The organism is Pseudomonas sp. MF09150 (assembly GCF_059862355.1).
The window spans coordinates 120,369-137,059 of the sequence record NZ_JCBCUS010000008.1; the positions used below are offsets into that span (position 1 = coordinate 120,369).

17 protein-coding genes and 1 pseudogene are annotated in these 16,691 nt (G+C 64.4%); 6 read left to right on the forward strand and 12 right to left on the reverse strand.

From position 1 onward, the window contains the following. Window positions 1-24 precede the first annotated feature (24 nt). Together AC19YX_RS26455 and AC19YX_RS26460 are read right to left on the reverse strand one after the other, a co-directional pair. Window positions 25-570, reverse strand: coding sequence for a cytochrome b/b6 domain-containing protein (locus AC19YX_RS26455; RefSeq protein ID WP_078468522.1), 546 nt, complete (start codon window positions 568-570; stop codon window positions 25-27). After that, on the reverse strand, window positions 570-836 hold the full coding sequence (locus AC19YX_RS26460; protein WP_020296694.1) for a PepSY domain-containing protein: 267 nt from the start codon (window positions 834-836) through the stop codon (window positions 570-572). Before AC19YX_RS26460 ends, AC19YX_RS26455 begins: the two co-directional genes overlap by 1 nt. A 171-nt stretch (window positions 837-1,007) precedes the next feature. Here AC19YX_RS26460 and AC19YX_RS26465 point away from each other — a divergent pair, with 171 nt between their 5' ends. The 4 genes from AC19YX_RS26465 to AC19YX_RS26480 all read left to right on the forward strand — a co-directional run bounded on the left by AC19YX_RS26465 (window position 1,008) and on the right by AC19YX_RS26480 (window position 4,884). After that, window positions 1,008-1,670 (forward strand): response regulator, encoded by a 663-nt coding sequence (locus tag AC19YX_RS26465; RefSeq protein ID WP_078469115.1) that lies wholly within the window; start codon window positions 1,008-1,010, stop codon window positions 1,668-1,670. Continuing rightward, the gene (locus AC19YX_RS26470; RefSeq protein WP_500607386.1) at window positions 1,667-3,070 is read left to right on the forward strand and encodes a sensor histidine kinase; all 1,404 of its coding nucleotides are present in this window, start codon (window positions 1,667-1,669) and stop codon (window positions 3,068-3,070) included. The genes AC19YX_RS26465 and AC19YX_RS26470 overlap by 4 nt, the downstream gene beginning before the upstream one ends. Before the next feature lie 109 nt (window positions 3,071-3,179). After that, on the forward strand, window positions 3,180-4,070 hold the full coding sequence (locus tag AC19YX_RS26475; RefSeq protein ID WP_201131618.1) for a bestrophin family protein: 891 nt from the start codon (window positions 3,180-3,182) through the stop codon (window positions 4,068-4,070). Between the two features lie 271 nt (window positions 4,071-4,341). Continuing rightward, window positions 4,342-4,884, forward strand: a complete 543-nt coding sequence (locus tag AC19YX_RS26480) for a hypothetical protein (protein ID WP_421549493.1) — start codon at window positions 4,342-4,344, stop codon at window positions 4,882-4,884. Window positions 4,885-4,936: 52 nt separating this feature from the next. On the opposite strand, the gene AC19YX_RS26485 is transcribed toward AC19YX_RS26480, so the two are convergent. Then, window positions 4,937-5,125 (reverse strand): hypothetical protein, encoded by a 189-nt coding sequence (locus tag AC19YX_RS26485; protein ID WP_156882678.1) that lies wholly within the window; start codon window positions 5,123-5,125, stop codon window positions 4,937-4,939. Between the two features lie 524 nt (window positions 5,126-5,649). Between AC19YX_RS26485 and AC19YX_RS26490 the strand changes: the two are divergent. Then, window positions 5,650-6,789 (forward strand): annotated as a pseudogene (locus AC19YX_RS26490) (methyl-accepting chemotaxis protein); the annotation flags it as partial. Between the two features lie 102 nt (window positions 6,790-6,891). Next, complete coding sequence (locus tag AC19YX_RS26495; protein WP_500607543.1) at window positions 6,892-7,647, forward strand: methyl-accepting chemotaxis protein; 756 nt, start codon at window positions 6,892-6,894, stop codon at window positions 7,645-7,647. Here the strand turns inward: AC19YX_RS26495 and AC19YX_RS26500 are convergent. From AC19YX_RS26500 to catC, 9 genes are all read right to left on the reverse strand, one after another. Beyond that, window positions 7,632-8,843: a benzoate/H(+) symporter BenE family transporter gene (locus AC19YX_RS26500; protein WP_500603623.1), complete on the reverse strand. Its 1,212-nt coding sequence runs from the start codon at window positions 8,841-8,843 to the stop codon at window positions 7,632-7,634. The genes AC19YX_RS26495 and AC19YX_RS26500 overlap by 16 nt on opposite strands. A gap of 53 nt (window positions 8,844-8,896) precedes the next feature. Continuing rightward, window positions 8,897-10,234, reverse strand: coding sequence for an MFS transporter (locus tag AC19YX_RS26505; protein WP_500607387.1), 1,338 nt, complete (start codon window positions 10,232-10,234; stop codon window positions 8,897-8,899). Window positions 10,235-10,293: 59 nt separating this feature from the next. Continuing rightward, a complete protein-coding gene (locus tag AC19YX_RS26510) occupies window positions 10,294-11,067 on the reverse strand; it encodes a 1,6-dihydroxycyclohexa-2,4-diene-1-carboxylate dehydrogenase (RefSeq protein ID WP_500607388.1) in 774 nt (257 codons plus the stop codon). A gap of 67 nt (window positions 11,068-11,134) precedes the next feature. After that, window positions 11,135-12,148: a benzoate 1,2-dioxygenase electron transfer component BenC gene (gene benC, locus AC19YX_RS26515; RefSeq protein ID WP_500607389.1), complete on the reverse strand. Its 1,014-nt coding sequence runs from the start codon at window positions 12,146-12,148 to the stop codon at window positions 11,135-11,137. Window positions 12,149-12,158: 10 nt separating this feature from the next. Further along, on the reverse strand, window positions 12,159-12,647 hold the full coding sequence (gene benB, locus AC19YX_RS26520) for a benzoate 1,2-dioxygenase small subunit (RefSeq protein ID WP_078474150.1): 489 nt from the start codon (window positions 12,645-12,647) through the stop codon (window positions 12,159-12,161). After that, complete coding sequence (gene benA / locus AC19YX_RS26525) at window positions 12,644-14,008, reverse strand: benzoate 1,2-dioxygenase large subunit (RefSeq protein ID WP_078474149.1); 1,365 nt, start codon at window positions 14,006-14,008, stop codon at window positions 12,644-12,646. Before benA ends, benB begins: the two co-directional genes overlap by 4 nt. A gap of 310 nt (window positions 14,009-14,318) precedes the next feature. Further along, window positions 14,319-15,275: an AraC family transcriptional regulator gene (locus AC19YX_RS26530; protein WP_020296705.1), complete on the reverse strand. Its 957-nt coding sequence runs from the start codon at window positions 15,273-15,275 to the stop codon at window positions 14,319-14,321. Between the two features lie 141 nt (window positions 15,276-15,416). After that, on the reverse strand, window positions 15,417-16,346 hold the full coding sequence (catA, locus tag AC19YX_RS26535) for a catechol 1,2-dioxygenase (RefSeq protein WP_078474147.1): 930 nt from the start codon (window positions 16,344-16,346) through the stop codon (window positions 15,417-15,419). 52 nt (window positions 16,347-16,398) lie between these two features. Further along, complete coding sequence (gene catC, locus AC19YX_RS26540) at window positions 16,399-16,689, reverse strand: muconolactone Delta-isomerase (protein ID WP_078474146.1); 291 nt, start codon at window positions 16,687-16,689, stop codon at window positions 16,399-16,401. Window positions 16,690-16,691: the final 2 nt, after the last annotated feature.

The following is a 16,691-nucleotide window of genomic DNA, read 5'->3' on the forward strand; positions in this document are numbered from 1 at the left end:
GGGTGGGAACAAGGGAAACAACAGTCAGGGCGCGGCGTCATCCGGCAGGCGTCGACGGCGACCGGTGAGCATCGACAACGGCAGGTTGTCGCGCACCTGGACGCTCTCGTACAGCGCGGCGCAGACATGCACGCCCACCAGGCCCAGCAGCACATTGGCCGTGGTTTCATGCACCAGCAGCGGCCAGTCGGCGCCCCACAGTGCATCCACCTCTTCCATGGCCCAGCCGCTGAGGCCGATGATCAGCAACGCCAGCAGCATCAGCAGCATCACCAGCGCGCCCAGGGGCGAGTGGCCCAGGCGGTGGGCCGCACGCCGCTCCAGCAGCGAGCGCAAGTGCGCCTTGAGCCGGCCCGGCGTCGGCCAGAAGTCGGCCCAGCGCGCACTGCGCGGGCCGATGAATCCCCACACCGTGCGCACCAGCAACCAGGCCATGGCGTAGTAGCCGAGCCAGATGTGCCAGTCGTCACCGGCTTCATTGAAGAAGTAGTTGGCAACGAAGACCCCGGCGATGGACAGGTGAAACAACCTGACCACGGGGTCCCAGAGGCGCAGGGACTCGGCTGGCATCAGCCCTTGATCTCGGTCTTGACCGCTTTGCCGGTCACCGGATCGTGGTAGATCTCGACCTTGCGCTTGTCTTTGTCAAAGCCGTAGATCTCGTAGCAGTTGCCGTCGGTGACCTTGAACTTGCTGATCTCGTAACCCTGGGCCTTGAGCTGCTCCTGGAAGGCCTTCTGGTCCTGCCATTGCGAGCGCTCGGCGGTGGTGCATTGCGGGCCGGCAACGGCCAGGGGGCTGGCGATGATCAGGGACAACAGGAGAATTTTACGCATGGGAACGCTCTCGTCTGATGAGGGAGATCGCACTGTGCAAAACCAAGCTTAGGGCAACCTTAGTTGGCAACGAGCCGTTACATCTTTCCCGACACAAGGCACTGCCGGAGCGCCACGCCTGGCGTCATCATGCCGCCGTTCCAGCGCCTGCTTCCCTACCGAGACCCCACCATGCGCCTGCTCCTTGTCGAAGATGATCGTGCCCTGGGCCAGGGTATTCGCGTGGCCTTGAGCGCCGAGGGCTACACCCTGGACTGGCTGCAGGACGGCCTCGGCGCCCTGCATGCCCTGCGCACCGAGAGCTTCGACCTGTTGCTGCTGGACCTGGGCCTGCCGCGCCTCGACGGCCTGGAGTTGTTGCAACAATTGCGCGCCGAGCAGCACGACCTGCCGGTGCTGATCCTCACGGCCCGCGACGGCACCGCCGAGCGCATCGCCGGGCTGGACGCCGGGGCTGACGATTACCTGGTCAAGCCGTTCGATGTCGAGGAATTCAAGGCCCGGGTCCGCGCCCTGCTGCGCCGTAGCCAGGGCCGGGCGCAGCCGCTGCTGGAGCACGCTGGGGTCAGCCTCGACCCGGCCACGCAGCAGGTCAGCTACCAGGGCCAGGACATCGTGGTCACGCCCATGGAGTACCAACTGCTGCATCAACTGATGGTGCGCCCGGGCAAGGTGGTGACCCGCGAGCGCCTGTCGCGGGCGCTGTACGGCTGGCAGGATCGGGTCGAGAGCAACACCCTGGAAGTGCTGATCCACAACCTGCGCAAAAAGCTTTGCGCCGAGCTGATCCGCACCGTGCGCGGCGTGGGTTACGTGCTGGAGCTCAAGCCATGAACTCGGTGCGTGCGCGGATTCTGCTGCCGGTGCTGCTCCTGGTGCTGCTGGGGGATGTGCTGATCAGCTGGCTGGTGCTGCGCGACAGCCACCATGAAATCGAAGAGGTGTACGACGCCCAACTGGCGCAGAGCGCGCGCCTGTTGCAAGGCGTATTGCGCCAGCGCGACCCCGGCGAGGCGGACTGGGACCGGCTGTACCAGGCCTTCGACCAGGCCATGAGCCGAGTCGGCGAAGACGGGGTGGCCCACCCCTACGAAACCCGCCTGACGTTCCAGGTCTGGCGCAGCGACGGCCAACTGCTGGTGCGCTCCGCCGAAGCCCCGGAGCTCAAGGCACCGCCCACCACCCTCGGCTCCCACGACATCGACGACAACGGCAACGAGTGGTGCGCCTTCCTCCTGGCCGACGACCAGCAGGGGCTGCTGATCTGGGTCGGCGAACGCGACGACATTCGCCAGGACCTGATCCAGCGCATCATGCGCCACACCCTGTGGCCGACCCTGATCGGCGTGCCGCTGCTGGCGCTGCTGATCTGGCTCAGCATCGGCTGGGGCCTGAAACCCCTGCGGGCCATGGCCCAGGCGATTCGCGGGCGCAACACCGCAACCCTGCAACCCTTGCAGCTCAAGCCCCTGCCCCGGGACCTGGAGCCGATGCACACCGCCCTCAACCAGTTGCTGGCGCAGATCGACACCCTGCTCGAACGCGAGCGACGCTTTATCGCCGATGCCGCCCACGAACTGCGCACGCCCCTGGCGATTCTGCGGATCCACGCGCAAAACGCGCAGAGCGCCGGCACCCCGCAACAGCGGCGCGAGGCCCTGGACTTTCTGGTCAGCGGGGTTGACCGCGCGACCCGCATCGGCAGCCAGTTGCTGACCATGGCGCGGATCGAGCCGCAGTTGAACAACCCCACCCGCAGCACCGTGCAGCTCACCGCCCTGGTCCGCGAGGAGCTGGCGGAGCTGACGCCCCTGGCCCTGGAAAAGGACGTCGAACTGGTGCTGGATGGCGACGAGACGTGCCAGGTCGACACCGACCCGGTGGCCCTGGCCATCGCCCTGCAGAACCTGGTGACCAACGCCCTGAACTTCTCGCCGCCGGGCAGCGAGGTCTGGGTCCGGGTGCAGCCCCAGGCGTCGGGGGCGATCCACCTCAGCGTCGAGGACTCGGGCCCCGGCATCGACGAACAGGACCGGGCGCGACTGCTGGAGCGGTTCTACAGCCAGGGCAATGCCAACGGTGCGGGCCTGGGGCTGGCGATCGTCAACATGATCGCCGGCAAGATCGGCAGTCAGCTGGAGCTGCATAACCGCGCCGAAGGTGGCCTGTGCGCGCGGCTGCTGCTGACGGCCAGCCCCCAAGCCGTGGGGCGTGCGGCGCCGCAGCCGGCCTGAAACGATTCAGGCCTCGGGATCATTGATTGCGGCGGCCGGCGAACCTTTCCCCGGCAACCGGCGTCCGAGCTAGGGCATTGATGCTTACCGCCCGTTGCGAGGTTCCCGTTTGAAAGCTGCCATCGTCAAAAAATACCGCCTGATCATCAAGACCCTGGGCTACGTGGGCTGGGCCCTGTTCTGGCTGCTGATCTGGGATGTGGCGGTCACCGTGGACTTCATGCTGTTTCTCAACAGCAAGATCAACCTGCCGCTGATGCCCCTGACCCTGCTCGGCTCGGCGCTGGTGGTGCTGATCAGCTTTCGCAACAGCAGCGCCTATAACCGCTGGTGGGAAGCGCGGACGCTGTGGGGGGCGATGGTCAACAACTCCCGCAGCTTCGCCCGGCAAGTGCTGACCCTGCTGGATGACCCGGGAAGCGAAGTGAACCCGGTGAAATCCACCCTGTTGCGCCGTCACGTGGCCTATGTGAACTGCCTGGCGGCGCACCTCAAGGGCCAGCCGTGCCCGGATGAAGTGCGGGCATTCATTCCCACCGAGGAGTTTGCCCGCAGCGGCGCCACCAACAACTTTGCCAACGACATTCTCAATGGCTCGGCGGCGCTGCTGGCCAAGGAGTACAAGGCCGGACGCCTGGACAGCATTCGCCTGGCGCGGCTAGAAACCACCCTGGTCGAGCTGTCCAACAGCCAGGGCGGCATGGAGCGGATCGCCAACACGCCGCTGCCCTACCCCTATGTGTATTTTCCACGGCTGTTTATTTCGCTGTTCTGCCTGATCGTGCCGGTGGGCCTGGTGGAGTCCCTGGGCTGGTACACCCCGCTGGCCTCGACCGTGGTCGGCTTTATGCTGCTGGCCATCGAACGCATCGGCACCGACCTGCAAAGCCCGTTTCGTGCCAGCGAACACCAGATCCAGATGGAAACCATCTGCGAAACCATCGAGCGCAACCTGCAATCGATGCAGCGCGACGCCCTGGGTGGCGATCGGATCGGCTGATGCCTGCCCCTGGCCGCAGCGCTCAGGTAGCATGGCGCCCGCTGCCGCTTGTGGTACTGCGACAAATCACCCGTGGCGAGGGAGCTTGCTCCCGCTGGGTCGGCCGGCGCTCCGGGGCGTAGCCGCCCCAATGGCCACAACCTCGTTCCTGCAGGTTAATCGCGGGTTCAAGGTTTGCGGCCGCTGCGCGGCCGAGCGGGAGCAAGCTCCCTCGCCACAGGACAGTGTTCGTACTGGCATTATTATTTATTTCGCTGCACAGGAGCCTTGCATGGCCATTCCGGATCGGCTGCAACCGTTACGCCCGAACCCGCAACAACGGGCCACCATGAACACCCTGCTCGAAGCCCTGGAACACCTTATCGATCAGAGCCGCTATGAAGACGATCCCGAAATCATCGCGCTGATCGAGCAGTGGAACAGCCTCGCCAGCCGGCCGTTCGAATTCTATGAGTTTCGTGATTTCCACAGCTACACCGATGCCGATGACTTCATCCGCTCGGCGTTTCATCAGGAAAAGTACGTTGCCGACTTGAGCTTCGACGAGGCCTGCGCCCTGGCTGATTTTGTCTGCACCAGCGGCGGCGATGATTCGGATGTGAACTACGCCCTGCAACTGCTGGAAACCAACTTTGCCAATGCCAATGCCTCGGACCTGATCTTCTGGCCGGACGACTGGTTCAAGGATCCGGAGCTGTCACAGCTCGAAATGACCTCCCAGGAGATTGTCGGGTACCTGATGGAGAAATCCGGACGGCGCCTGGCCGATGCGCCCGTGGTGGCCTTGCCCCTTGCCGTGCCCAAGGACCTTTGACCCGGGCACATGAAAATGGCGGCCTCACGGCCGCCATCCCAGGTTTCAGCACTCAGCGGCGATCACCACCACCGGGGCCGCCACGACCACCGCCGTCGTAACCCCCCGGGCCACCGCCGTGGCCGCCACCATGACCACCGCCACCCCCACCGCCACCCGGCGGGAAGAACATCCAGCAGCCGGACAAGGACGACAACAGCGCAATCAGCGCCGCCGCCTGGGTCATTCGCTTAACCATCATGTGCTCACTCTCATTATCGAAAAGAAAGAACTTTCCTGGCACTTCAGACAGCATGGTTAGCGGTTTGAGCACGGTTTATAAGTAAAGATTGGGTAAGTGTTGTATCGGAAATGATTCATTTTCTGCGAGCCGTGGTCGCCGCCGACAGGCTGCGCTGGCCGGCATGGACGCCGTGCACCTGCGCTCTGGCTCCAGCGTTTTCAAGGCAACCCAGTGCAGCGGAGGCTGTCTCAGGGCTTTCGCAAATTGCGACAGGTGGCGGTCTGAGGTTTTGCATCAATCCGGACACAGGCCTTGAAAAACCAAGGCCTTGGCCATCTGCCATCAACTGGCACAGGGCTTGCTGCGGGGCTCACCCTCTCCCCGTCTGCGAGTGCCTCTGTATGTTCCAGCGCCTGACCATCCGCCTGAAAATCGTCCTGCTGTCGGGGGTCTGCCTGTTGAGTGTGATTGCGCTGGTGGTGGGCATGAACCTCTATCAGGGCGCGGCGACCAATCAGCTGGTCAAGGATGCCAGTAGCCAGATGCTGACCCGCGGGGTGCAGAACCTGTTGCAGGCCAAGGCCGCGGAAAAGGCCCAGTTGCTGCAACGCAATTTTTCCGAGAGCCTGCGGGTGGTCAACGGCCTCAACGATCAGTTCCTGCAACTGCGGGGTCTGCTCGGCAGCCACGCCTTGAGCCCAGAGGGCCTGCGCACCGAGGTCAACCAGGGCCTGCGCACAGCCTTCGAGCACAATGAAAAGCTGCTCGGGGTGTGGCTGGTCATGGAGCCCAACGGCCTGGACGGGCGCGACGCCGAGTTTGCCGGCGACACGGCCCACGGCGCCAACGAACAGGGACGCTTCGCCAGTTACTGGAACCGCTCGGGCGGCAGCGGGCAGAACATCGTGGTCGCCGAGCAGGACATCAACAACGCCGCACCGGGCCTCAGCGGCGCGCCTTACAACGCCTTCTACAGCTGCCCGAAAAACACCGGCAAGACCTGCCTGCTGGAGCCCTACGCCGACTCGGTCAGCGGCAAGACCCTGGTCATGACCTCCATTTCCCAGCCGCTGATGGTGAACGGCCAAGTGCTCGGAGTGGTCGGCGTCGACATCGCCCTCGACACCCTGCAAGCCGCCGCCGTCGATGCGCGCCGCGAGCTGTTCGACGGCGCCGGCGAGATGCTGATCCTCTCCAGCAGTGGCGTGTTGGCCGGGGCCAGCGCTGCGCCGGACAAGCTCGGCAGCAAGGTGCAGCAAGCCCTCGGCGCCCCTGGCGAGGCCCTGCTGCAACAACTGCGCAGCAATCAGGCGCAGACCCTGGACCAGGGCCCGTCGATCCGCGCGCTGTTTCCGGTGCAGCCGATCGCCGACGCCAGCCCCTGGGCCGTGGTGATCGACCTGCCGAAACAGGTGCAACTGGCCGACGCCCTGAGCCTGCAACGGCTGCTGGAAAGCGCCCAGCGCGACAATACTCTCAAAACCCTGCTGGTCACCGTCGTGGCCGCCGCCCTCGGCCTGCTGCTGATGGCCCTGTGCGCCAGCAGCGCCACGCGGCCGATCAAGCAGGTGGCGGCCATGCTGCAAGGCATCGCCAGTGGCGACGGCGACCTGACCCAGCGCCTGAGCTACAGCCGCCAGGATGAGCTGGGGCAGCTGGTGCAAGGCTTCAACCGCTTTCTCGACACGCTGCAACCGCTGATTCGCGACATCAAGCTGAGCATCACCGAAGCCCGGGGCACCGCCGATCAGTCGTCGAACATTGCCCGCCTCACCAGCCAGGGCATGCAGACCCAGTTCCGCGAGATTGACCAGGTGGCCACCGCCTCCAATGAAATGAGCGCCACCGCCCAGGAGGTGGCACACAGCGCGGCCAGCGCCGCCCAGGCCGCCAGGGGGGCCGACCAGTCGACCCAGGATGGCTTGCAGATCATCGCCCACAGCACCCGGGCCATCGAGCATCTGGCCGCCGATGTCGGCCAGGCCATGGGCCAGGTACAGACTCTGGCCGCCAACAGCGAGCAGATTGGCCAGGTGCTGGAAGTGATCCGCAGCATTGCCGAGCAGACCAACCTGCTGGCGCTGAACGCCGCCATCGAAGCCGCCCGGGCCGGGGAAAGCGGGCGCGGCTTTGCCGTGGTGGCCGATGAGGTACGCAACCTGGCACGGCGCACCCAGGATTCCATCGAGCAGATTCGCGGGGTCATCGAACAGATCCAGGGCAGCACCCAGGTCCTGGTGGCGTCGATGCACAGCAGCCACAGCCAGGCCCAGGACAGTGCCAGCCAGGTGCAGGATGCGGTGGCGGCGTTGCAGCGCATCAGCCAGGCGGTGCTGGTGATCAGCGACATGAACCTGCAGATCGCCAGCGCCGCCGAGGAGCAGAGCGTGGTCGCCGAAGAGGTCAACCGCAATGTGGCCGCGATCCGCCAGGTCACCGAGACCCTCAGCGCCCAGGCCAACGAATCGGCCCAGGTCAGCACCCGGCTCAACGGGTTGGCGACGCAGCAGATGGGCCTGGTGAATCAGTTCCGGGTCTGAACCGGCGCCGTGCCGGGCGGGACCGCACGCGGCCGGCGTAGGGTCAGCACGGCGTGGGCAGCCAGGCCGAAGATCAGGCCCCAGAACGCCGCCGACAACCCGAACAAAGACATGCCCGACGCGGTGACCAGAAAGGTGATCAGCGCCGCCTCGCGGTCCCTGGGCACCGCCATCGCCCCGCTCAGTGCCCCACCAATCGCGGCAAACAGCGCAAGGCCGGCCAGGGCCGCGATCAGCGCCCGGGGGAAGGCGCTGAACAGCGACACCAGGGTCGCGCCGAACACCCCCAACAGCAGATAGAAGACCCCGCCCATGACCCCGGCCATATAGCGCTTGCCCGGGTCTTCATGGGATTCACGGCCGGTGCAGATGGCGGCGGTGATCGCCGCCAGGGTCAGGCCGTGGCAACCGAACGGTGCCAGCAACAGGCTGGCCAGGCCACTGCTGGCGATGATCGGGCTGGCCGGGGTGGTGTAACCGTCGTTGCGCAGCACGGCGATGCCCGGCACGAACTGCCCGGTCAGCGCCACCACCACCAGCGGCAAGGCCACGTTGAATACCGCGCTCCAGCTGAAGGCCGGGCTGATCCAATGGGGCGTGGCCAGACCAACGACCAGCGCCGACTGATTGATCTCGCCCGAGCCCAGGGAGATCACGCAGCCCACCAGCAACACCGCCAACACCGCATAACGCGGCCATACCCGCTTGAACAGCAGGTAGGTGCCAAACATCGCCCCCACCAGCAGCGGCTTGTCGGCCATCGAGCGGAATAACTGGGTGCCGAAGCTGAACAGGATCCCGGCCAGCATCGCCGCCGAAATCGCCGCCGGCAGCCGGCCGATGATCTTGTCGAAAATGCCGCACAGCCCCACCAGCAGGATCAGCGCGCTGGCCACCAGGTAGGCGCCCACCGCTTCATTCAGGCTGATGCCCGGCAACAGGCCCACCAGCAGCGCCGAGCCGGGGGCCGACCAGGCGATGATCACCGGCACCTTGAAGCGCAGGCTGAGGACAATGCCGAGCACACCGCTGCCGATGGAGATCGCCCAGATCCACGACGACAGCACCTCCTGGGGCAGCCCGGCGGCCTTGGCCGCCTGGAACACGATCACCAACGGCCCGGCATAGGAAATCAGGGTGGCGATAAACCCGGCCACCGCCGCCGACAACGAGAAATCCTTGAGCAGCTTATTCATGCAGGCTCCAACACCTGGGGAAAACAACGCGGGCGCTCCTTCGCCCGCAGGTTCTAGAGCGACGGCGCACCGGCGGCAGCCACCGGCGCGGGCCTGGCCTGGCGCGGGTAGACAAAGCACATGGCCAGGGCCGCGACCGCTCCTGGAATCGCAAAGGCCATGAAGTTGTAGTGCAGCGGCAGCTCGATGGCGACCAGGGCGCCGCCCAGGATCGGCCCGACAATCGCCCCGCTGCGCCCCACTCCCGAGGCCCAGCCCAGGCCGGTGGAGCGAATGGCCATGGGGTAGAACTGGGCGACACAGGCATAGGCCAGGATCTGGGTGCCGATAGTGGTGGCTCCGGCGATGGCGATCAAGCCGTACAGCAACCCGGTCGGGCTCTTGAAGCCCAGCAGGCTGATGGACAGCGCGGCCACCACGAAAAACGCCACCAGCACCTTTTGCAGGTTCAGCCGGTCGCCGATCCAGCCACCGCCCACTGCCCCGAAGATCGCGCCGAAGTTCAGCACCAGCAGGAACATCAGGCTCGACCCCAGGCCATAGCCGGCGCTGGCCATCAACTTGGGCAACCAGGAATTGAGCGCGTAGACCATCAGCAGGCAGCAGAAAAACGCCACCCACAGCATCAGCGTGCTCAGGGCCCGGCCATCACGAAACAGCTGCACCACCGGCGCCCCGTCGGCCTTGAGCGCCGCCTTGCTGAACACGTCGCCGGCTTGCGGCACAAAGCTTGGCTCGATGCGTTGCAGCACCTGGCGCGCTTCGTCCTCACGGCCCTGGCGCAGCATGAAACCCACCGACTCCGGCAAGAACTTGAGGATCAACGGCAGCAACAGCAACGGAATCACCGCCACGTAAAACACCGACTGCCAGCCGAAATTCGGCAACAGCACAATGCCCAGCCCAGCCGACAGCATGCCGCCCACCGAGTAGCCGCTGAACATGATCGCCACCAGGGTGCTGCGCATTTTCTTCGGCGCGTATTCACTCATCAGCGCCACCACATTGGGCATCACCCCGCCGATGCCCAGGCCGGCGATAAAGCGGCAGATGCCGAACTGGGTCGGGGTGCTGGCAAACCCATTGAGCACGGTGAAGCCGCTGAACAGGATCACGCAGATCGCAATCACCTTCTTGCGCCCGATACGGTCGGATAACGAGCCGAAAAACAGCGCGCCGAACATCATGCCGAACAACGCATAGCTGCCCAGGGCCCCAGCCTGCAAGGGGCTCAATCCCCACTCTTGCATCAGCACCGGCAGCACCACGCCGTAGATCACCAGATCGTAGCCGTCGAAGATGATGATCAGCGCGCACCAGAACAGCACGCGCCGGTGGAAGGCGTTGAAACGCGCCTCGTCGATCAATTGATTGCTGTCTATTTTTCGCATGGCATCTGACTCTTGTTGTTGTTTTTTTAGAAAGCGAAAGTCTGTGCGGCAGTCGAGGATCAGCCCTGGTCGCCACCGCCTACCGGCATGACCATGCCAGTGATGTAGGACGCCTCGTCCGAGGCCAGGAACAGGATCGCCGCCGCCTGCTCGTCGATGGTGCCGTAGCGTTTCATCAGGGTGCTGTCGACGGTCTGGTCGACGATCTGCTGGTACCAGACTTTTTCCTCGGCGCTCTGCTCGGCGCTGTTGCGCGGGATGCGCCGCGGCGGCGCTTCGGTGCCGCCCGGGGCCGTGGCATTGACCCGCACCCCGCGGCCGGCGGTTTCAAACGCCAGGCAGGCGGTGAGCGCATTTACCCCACCCTTGGCCGCGCCATAGGGCACGCGGTTGATGCTGCGGGTGGCGATGGACGAGACGTTGACGATGGCGCCTCTGCCCTGCTCCAGCATGTACGGCAGCGCGGCATGGCAGCACCACAGGGTCGGGAACAGCGAGCGCCGGACCTCGGCCTCGATCTGCGCCGGCTCGTAGTGTTCGAAGGGCTTGGCCCAAATGGTGCCGCCCACATTGTTGACCAGCACATCGAGGCGCCCGAAGCGCTCGACCGCCGAGGCCATCACCCGCTCGCACTCGCTGTACTGCTCAAGGTCGGCGGTCAGGGCCAGCACCTGATGCTCGGGCGCCAGCTCGGCCTGCAGTTCAAACACCAGCTCGGAGCGGTCCACCAGGATCAGCCGTGCGCCCTCTGCGGCCAGGCGTTCGGCCACACGGCGACCGATGCCCTGGGCGGCGCCGGTGACCAGGGCGATTTTTTCGTGAAATCGGTGCATAGCAACCTCCTGTCAATGACGGGCAGCGGCGCGGGCCAACTGCCCACGCCGGCAACGCCCGCGAAGCTCAGGCCGCGCTGGCGGCGAACTTTTCGTAGTAGAAATTCGCCGGGGCGATGCCCTGCTCGCGAATGAACTGGCTCACCGCCTCGACCATCGGCGGCGGGCCGCAGAGGTAGACGTCGACATCGCCGTTGTTCAGGTGCTGGGGCTCGATGTGCTGGGTCACGTAGCCCTTGAGCGGGTGCCGGCTCTCGGGGTTGGCCACGCAGGCGCTGAAACTGAAGTTGGGGATGCGCGCGGCCAGGGCTTGCAGGCGGTCCAGCTCCACCAGATCGAAGTCGTTGGTCACGCCGTAGATCAGGTGCAGCGGGTACTCGCTGCCCTGTTCGGCGATTTTCTCCAGCATCGCGGTAAAGGGCGCAAGGCCGGTGCCACCCGCCAGCAGCAGCAACGGCCGGCGGATGTCGCGCAGGTAGAAACTGCCCAGAGGGCCGGCCAGGCTCATGCTGTCGCCGGCCAAGGCCCGCCCGGTAAGGAAGCTGCTCATCAGCCCGCCAGGCACGTTGCGAATCAGAAAGCTGACCTCGCCATCACGCTGCAGGGAGCTGAAGGAATAGGCCCGGCTCTGCTCGCTGCCCGGCACCGCAAGGTTCACGTACTGCCCCGGGAGGAACGCCAGCTTGCTCAAGGCCTCGCCCTTGATCAACAGGGCAATGGTGCTGTCGGACAGCTGGCGCACCGCGCTGATGCTGGCGGTAAAGGTCGCCTGGGCAGCGCGACACACCTGGGACGAGGCCGGCACCCGCACCACGCAATCGCTCAAGGCGCGCATCTGGCAGGTGAGGACAAAACCCTGCTCGGCTTCGTCCGCGGTCAAGGCGTCATCGATGTAGTCCTCGCCCAGGTCGTAGCGCCCGGCCTCGGCGAAGCATTTGCAGGTGCCGCAGGCGCCGTCGCGGCAATCCAGGGGGATGTTGATGCCTTGCCGATAAGCTGCGTCGGCCACGGTTTCCCCGGCGTTGGCGGCGACGAAGCGGGTCACCCCGTCTTCGAAGTTGAGTGCGATTTGATGAGTCATGGCAGTCGCCTCAGAGGTGGTAGAAATCGACGACCTGACGAACGTAATCGTTCTTCAGGATGACCTTCTTGGCCAGGATCAGCGGGTGGTCGCCGCGCACATCCAGGGTGTAGAAACTGCTGCCGAAGTAGCTGTCTACGGTCTTGTAGCGAAAGCTCAGGGTGTGCCAGTTGAAGCGCACGCGGCACAGGCCGTCGCCCTGCTCCAGCAGCTCGATATTGCTCAGGTTGTGCGAGGTGCGGGTGTCGGGAATGCTCGCGCTGGAGCGCTCGGTCTTGATCCGGAACACGCGGTCTTCGAGGCCGCAGCGGTTGCCGTACCAGATCAGCGAGATTTCCCGCTGCGGGTCTTCGGTGAGTTGGTCGTTGTCGTCCCAGGACGGCATCCAGAAGGTGGCGTCGGCGGCATAGAGTTCCAGCCAGCTGTCCCAGTCCTTGTCGTCCAGGTAACGGGCTTCGCGGTACAGGAAGTCGCGCACGGCCTCATAGGAAATGCTCATTGCACGGCCTCCACGGCGATCTTGCGCGACTCGTCGGCCGCCAGGGCGCGGAGCATGGTTTCCTGCCAGTACTTGTGCTGCATCACGAACAGGCCTTCGTCTTCGGTGCGCACGCCGCTGAGGATGGGCTTGAGGTCGATCTCTTGCGCCGCCGCGTCCGGGCCTTCGACCCAGTGTTCGGCACCCCGGGACATGTCGTTCCAGGCCGTGGTGCTGCCCTGGTAGCCCATCTGGCAGGAGCGGAATTCTTCGAGGTCATCGGGGGTGGCCATGCCGCTGACGTTGAAGAAGTCTTCGTACTGGCGAATCCGACTGGAGCGGGCGTGGTCGCTTTCACCCTTGGGCGCGATGCAGTAGATGGTGATTTCGGTGCGGTCCACGGAGATCGGCCGGGCGATGCGGATCTGCGAGCTGAACTGGTCCATCAGGTAGACGTTGGGGTACAGGCACAGGTTGCGCGAGTTCTCGATCATCCAGTCGGCACGGGCCTGGCCGAAGTCCTGGGCCAGCTCGTCACGGCGCTCGTACAGCGGGCGATCCTCGGGGTTGGACCAGCGGGTCCAGAGCAGCATGTGGCCCTTGTCGAAGGAGTAGAAACCGCCGCCCTGCTTGGCCCAGCTGCCGGCGCTCATGGTGCGGATGTCTTCGCCGGCCTCGCGCTGCTTGCGCTGGTTCTGGGTGGCGGCGTAGTTCCAATGCACCGAGCTGACGTGGTAGCCGTCGGCGCCATTTTCAGCGGTGAGTTTCCAGTTGCCTTCATAGATGTAACTCGAGGAGCCGCGCAGCACTTCCAGGCCGTCGGCGGACTGGTCGACGATCATGTCGATGATCTTTGCCGACTCCCCCAGGTGCTCCACCAGGGGCAGCACGTCGGCCTTGAGGCTGCCGAACAGGAAGCCGCGGTAGGACTCGAAGCGTGCGACCTTGGTCAGGTCATGGGAGCCTTCGCAGTTGAAACTCGAGGGGTAGCCCGCGGCAGCCGGGTCCTTGACCTTGAGCAGCTTGCCGGAGTTGTTGAAGGTCCAGCCGTGGAACGGGCAGGTGTAGGAGGATTTGTTGCCGGTCTTGTGCCGACACAGCATGGCGCCGCGATGACTGCAGGCGTTGATAAAGGCGTTGAGCACCCCCTCCTTGTTGCGCGCGATGAAGATCGATTGGCGGCCCATGGTGGTGGTGTAGTAATCGTTGTTGTTGGGGATCTGGCTCTCGTGGGCGAGGTACAGCCAGTTGCCTTCGAAGATGTGCTGCATCTCCAGATCGAACAGACGAGGGTCGGTGAACATCTCCCGCTTGCAGCGGTAGACGCCCTGCTCTTTATCTTCTTCAAGCAGGGAGTGAAGGTATTCGGGTCGCAGGGACATGGCCGCCGCCTCCATTGTTTTTATTCAGGCAGGCTCATCCTAGGACGCGGGGGGTGGACGCAATATCCACTGACTGCAGACCACTATCCGTTTTGTGCAAATCCCTGTAGCCGCTGCCGAGGCGCAAGGCTGCGCTGGCCGGCAAGGGCGCCGCGTTATTCAGCTGGATCACCGGCGCTGTTGAGGGCCAGCGTCCGAACGCGGTCCGAGCCTGCGGCGGCTACACCAGTCTGTAGCCGCTGCCGAGGCGCGAGGCTGCGCTGGCCGGCAAGGGCGCCGCGTTATTCAGGGGAAGGCATCGCCAGGCGGATCAATGCCGGCGCTTGAGGGTATCGGAAGGCAGTTCGCCGAATTGCTTGCGGTAGTTTTCGGAGAAGCGCCCCAGGTGCAGAAAACCGAAATCCATCGCCAGTTCGGTGACGTTGCGCACGTTGCAGCTGGGGTCGCTGAGGCAGGCGTTGACCCGTTCCAGTTTCTTCTGACGGATGTAGTGTTTGGGCGTGGTGCGGGCGTTGCGTTCGAACAGGCCGTACAGCGAACGCAGGCTCATCTGCGCCTGCTGCGCCAGTTCTTCGCAGCCGATGTCTTGCTTGAGGTTGTTCTCGATGTAATCGGCAATCAGCTCAAAGGTCGCCGAAGACGAGCCCAGCCCTGCGCGCCGGACATTGGTTTTCATCAGGCTGAGCATCTTGCTCACCACGATCTGCGCATAGTGCTCCTGCACCCTGGGCATGCGCTCGGCAGCCTCGGCTTCACGGCAGACCATGCTCAACAGGTGGATGAAGCCCTCCAGCTCATGCAGCTGGTAGCGGTTTTCCAGGAAGCGCACGCCCTGCCCCGGATACAGCCAGCGCTGTTCCTGGCATACCGATTCGAGCAGGCGGGTGGGCATCTTGATAATGAATTTTTCGCAATCGTCGGAATAGGTCAGGTCCACCGGGTCATCGGGGTTGATCAGCAGCAACTCCCCAGGGGCGAAGTAATGTTCCTGGCGATGGCCACGCCACAGGCAATGGCCGCGCAGCAGCACTTGCAGGTGGTAGATGGTTTCCAGCGCCGGCGAGGTCACGCGGACGCTGCCGCCGTAGCTGATGCTGCACAGATCGAGGCTGGCGAACTGGCGGTGATTGAGGCTGGCCTGGGGGCTGCCGGACTTGGGCAGGCGGATGCAATGGTTGCCCACGTGCTGGTTCACATAGCCGGATACCGCATAGGGATCGGCGTGCACAAACACCCTACTGCGCTCACTCAACAGATGCGTTTCCATAACCCGGTCACTCTGATTGTTATTATCGGACGGTGATCGATCGCCACCGCTGGCCCATCACGCAACGCTTGCCACAATGCCAAAAACCACGGGACAGCCGCTAGGTCATCCCGTGGTTTGGAAACATCAGCACACCCTTTATCAATCCTCCAGGGCGCGTACTCGCTCCATGCGCTGCTGCTCGTCCGGCTGGGCCGAGGACTGCAGGGTGAAGTCGAACTCGATTTCGGCAAAGCGCCCGCTGACGCCCAGGGCCTTGGCCCGCGCCTGGTCTTCACTGAAGGTGATCTGGGCGATCAGCTCGTCGCGAGTGGCATAGGCGAAGTCGTCGTGCAGGTATTCATCGCCATCCAGGTTGATCTGGGTGGTCAAATGGCGATGGTCATCGGCCGAGATAAAGAAGTGAATATGCGCCGGACGCTGGCCATGGCGGCCCAGTTGGTCGAGCAACTGCTGGGTTGGACCGTCCGGCGGGCAACCGTAACCCGACGGCACGATGCTGCGGAAGCGATAGCGGCCTTCGGCGTCGGTGACGATGCGCCGGCGCAGGTTGAATTCCGACTGGCTGTCATCGAAGTAGGAATAGGTGCCGCCGGTGTTGGCATGCCAGACATCGACAATGGCGCCGGCCAGCGGTTCGCCAGCGGTGTTCTTGACCTGGCCGCGCATGAACAACACCACGCCCGGGTCGACGCCGTCGTCAAGCCGCGCCTCACCCTGGGTCAGGGGCGCGCCGGCCACATACAGCGGACCTTCGATGGTGCGCGGGGTGCCACCGCTTTTGCCGGCCTGTTCGTCGGCGGCGTCCATCAGCAGGTCCAGGTAGTGTTCCAGGCCCAGGCCTGCGGCCAGCAGCCCGGCTTCCTGGCGTGCGCCCAGAACGTTGAGGTAGTTGACGGCCTTCCAGAACTCTTCCGGGGTCACGTCCAGGTCTTCGATGATGTTCACCGAGTCGCGCAGGATCCGGTAGATCAGCGCCTTGGCCCGTGGGTTGCCGCCTTCGGTGAACTGGCCGCTGGCTTCCTCAAGAAACTTCTGGGCATCGGCAGTGTGGGAAATTCTGACGTTCATGATTGTTCCTCATCTTGTATTTATTAGAGTGGTTCTCAGACTGACCAGCGACTCAGCGATCGTCCTCACGGATGGACGAAGGATGCCTGCACATGGCGTTGACTTCGATAGCCATGTACGGATACAGCGGCAGTTGCATCAGTAGATCGTGCAGTTCCTGCACGCTGTCGACATCGAACACGCTGTAGTTGGCATACAGGCCGGCAATGCGCCACAGGTGGCGCCACTTGCCCTGATCCTGCAGGCGCTGGGCCAGGGCCTTTTCGTCGGCCTTGAGCTGCGCGGCGCGTTCGGGGTTCATGTCGAGCGGAAGGTTCACGGTCATTTTGACGTGGAATAGCATGG

Excerpts from the sequence above, each read along its gene's own strand:
- AC19YX_RS26455 (WP_078468522.1), bottom strand. The coding sequence starts at position 570 with ATGCCAGCCGAGTCCCTGCGCCTCTGGGACCCCGTGGTCAGGTTGTTT.
- AC19YX_RS26460 (WP_020296694.1), bottom strand. The coding sequence starts at position 836 with ATGCGTAAAATTCTCCTGTTGTCCCTGATCATCGCCAGCCCCCTGGCC.
- AC19YX_RS26465 (WP_078469115.1), top strand. The coding sequence starts at position 1,008 with ATGCGCCTGCTCCTTGTCGAAGATGATCGTGCCCTGGGCCAGGGTATT.
- AC19YX_RS26470 (WP_500607386.1), top strand. The coding sequence starts at position 1,667 with ATGAACTCGGTGCGTGCGCGGATTCTGCTGCCGGTGCTGCTCCTGGTG.
- AC19YX_RS26480 (WP_421549493.1), top strand. The coding sequence starts at position 4,342 with ATGGCCATTCCGGATCGGCTGCAACCGTTACGCCCGAACCCGCAACAA.
- AC19YX_RS26485 (WP_156882678.1), bottom strand. The coding sequence starts at position 5,125 with ATGATGGTTAAGCGAATGACCCAGGCGGCGGCGCTGATTGCGCTGTTG.
- AC19YX_RS26495 (WP_500607543.1), top strand. The coding sequence starts at position 6,892 with ATGCAGACCCAGTTCCGCGAGATTGACCAGGTGGCCACCGCCTCCAAT.
- AC19YX_RS26500 (WP_500603623.1), bottom strand. The coding sequence starts at position 8,843 with ATGAATAAGCTGCTCAAGGATTTCTCGTTGTCGGCGGCGGTGGCCGGG.
- AC19YX_RS26505 (WP_500607387.1), bottom strand. The coding sequence starts at position 10,234 with ATGCGAAAAATAGACAGCAATCAATTGATCGACGAGGCGCGTTTCAAC.
- AC19YX_RS26510 (WP_500607388.1), bottom strand. The coding sequence starts at position 11,067 with ATGCACCGATTTCACGAAAAAATCGCCCTGGTCACCGGCGCCGCCCAG.
- benC (WP_500607389.1), bottom strand. The coding sequence starts at position 12,148 with ATGACTCATCAAATCGCACTCAACTTCGAAGACGGGGTGACCCGCTTC.
- benB (WP_078474150.1), bottom strand. The coding sequence starts at position 12,647 with ATGAGCATTTCCTATGAGGCCGTGCGCGACTTCCTGTACCGCGAAGCC.
- benA (WP_078474149.1), bottom strand. The coding sequence starts at position 14,008 with ATGTCCCTGCGACCCGAATACCTTCACTCCCTGCTTGAAGAAGATAAA.
- AC19YX_RS26530 (WP_020296705.1), bottom strand. The coding sequence starts at position 15,275 with ATGGAAACGCATCTGTTGAGTGAGCGCAGTAGGGTGTTTGTGCACGCC.
- catA (WP_078474147.1), bottom strand. The coding sequence starts at position 16,346 with ATGAACGTCAGAATTTCCCACACTGCCGATGCCCAGAAGTTTCTTGAG.
- catC (WP_078474146.1), bottom strand. The coding sequence starts at position 16,689 with ATGCTATTCCACGTCAAAATGACCGTGAACCTTCCGCTCGACATGAAC.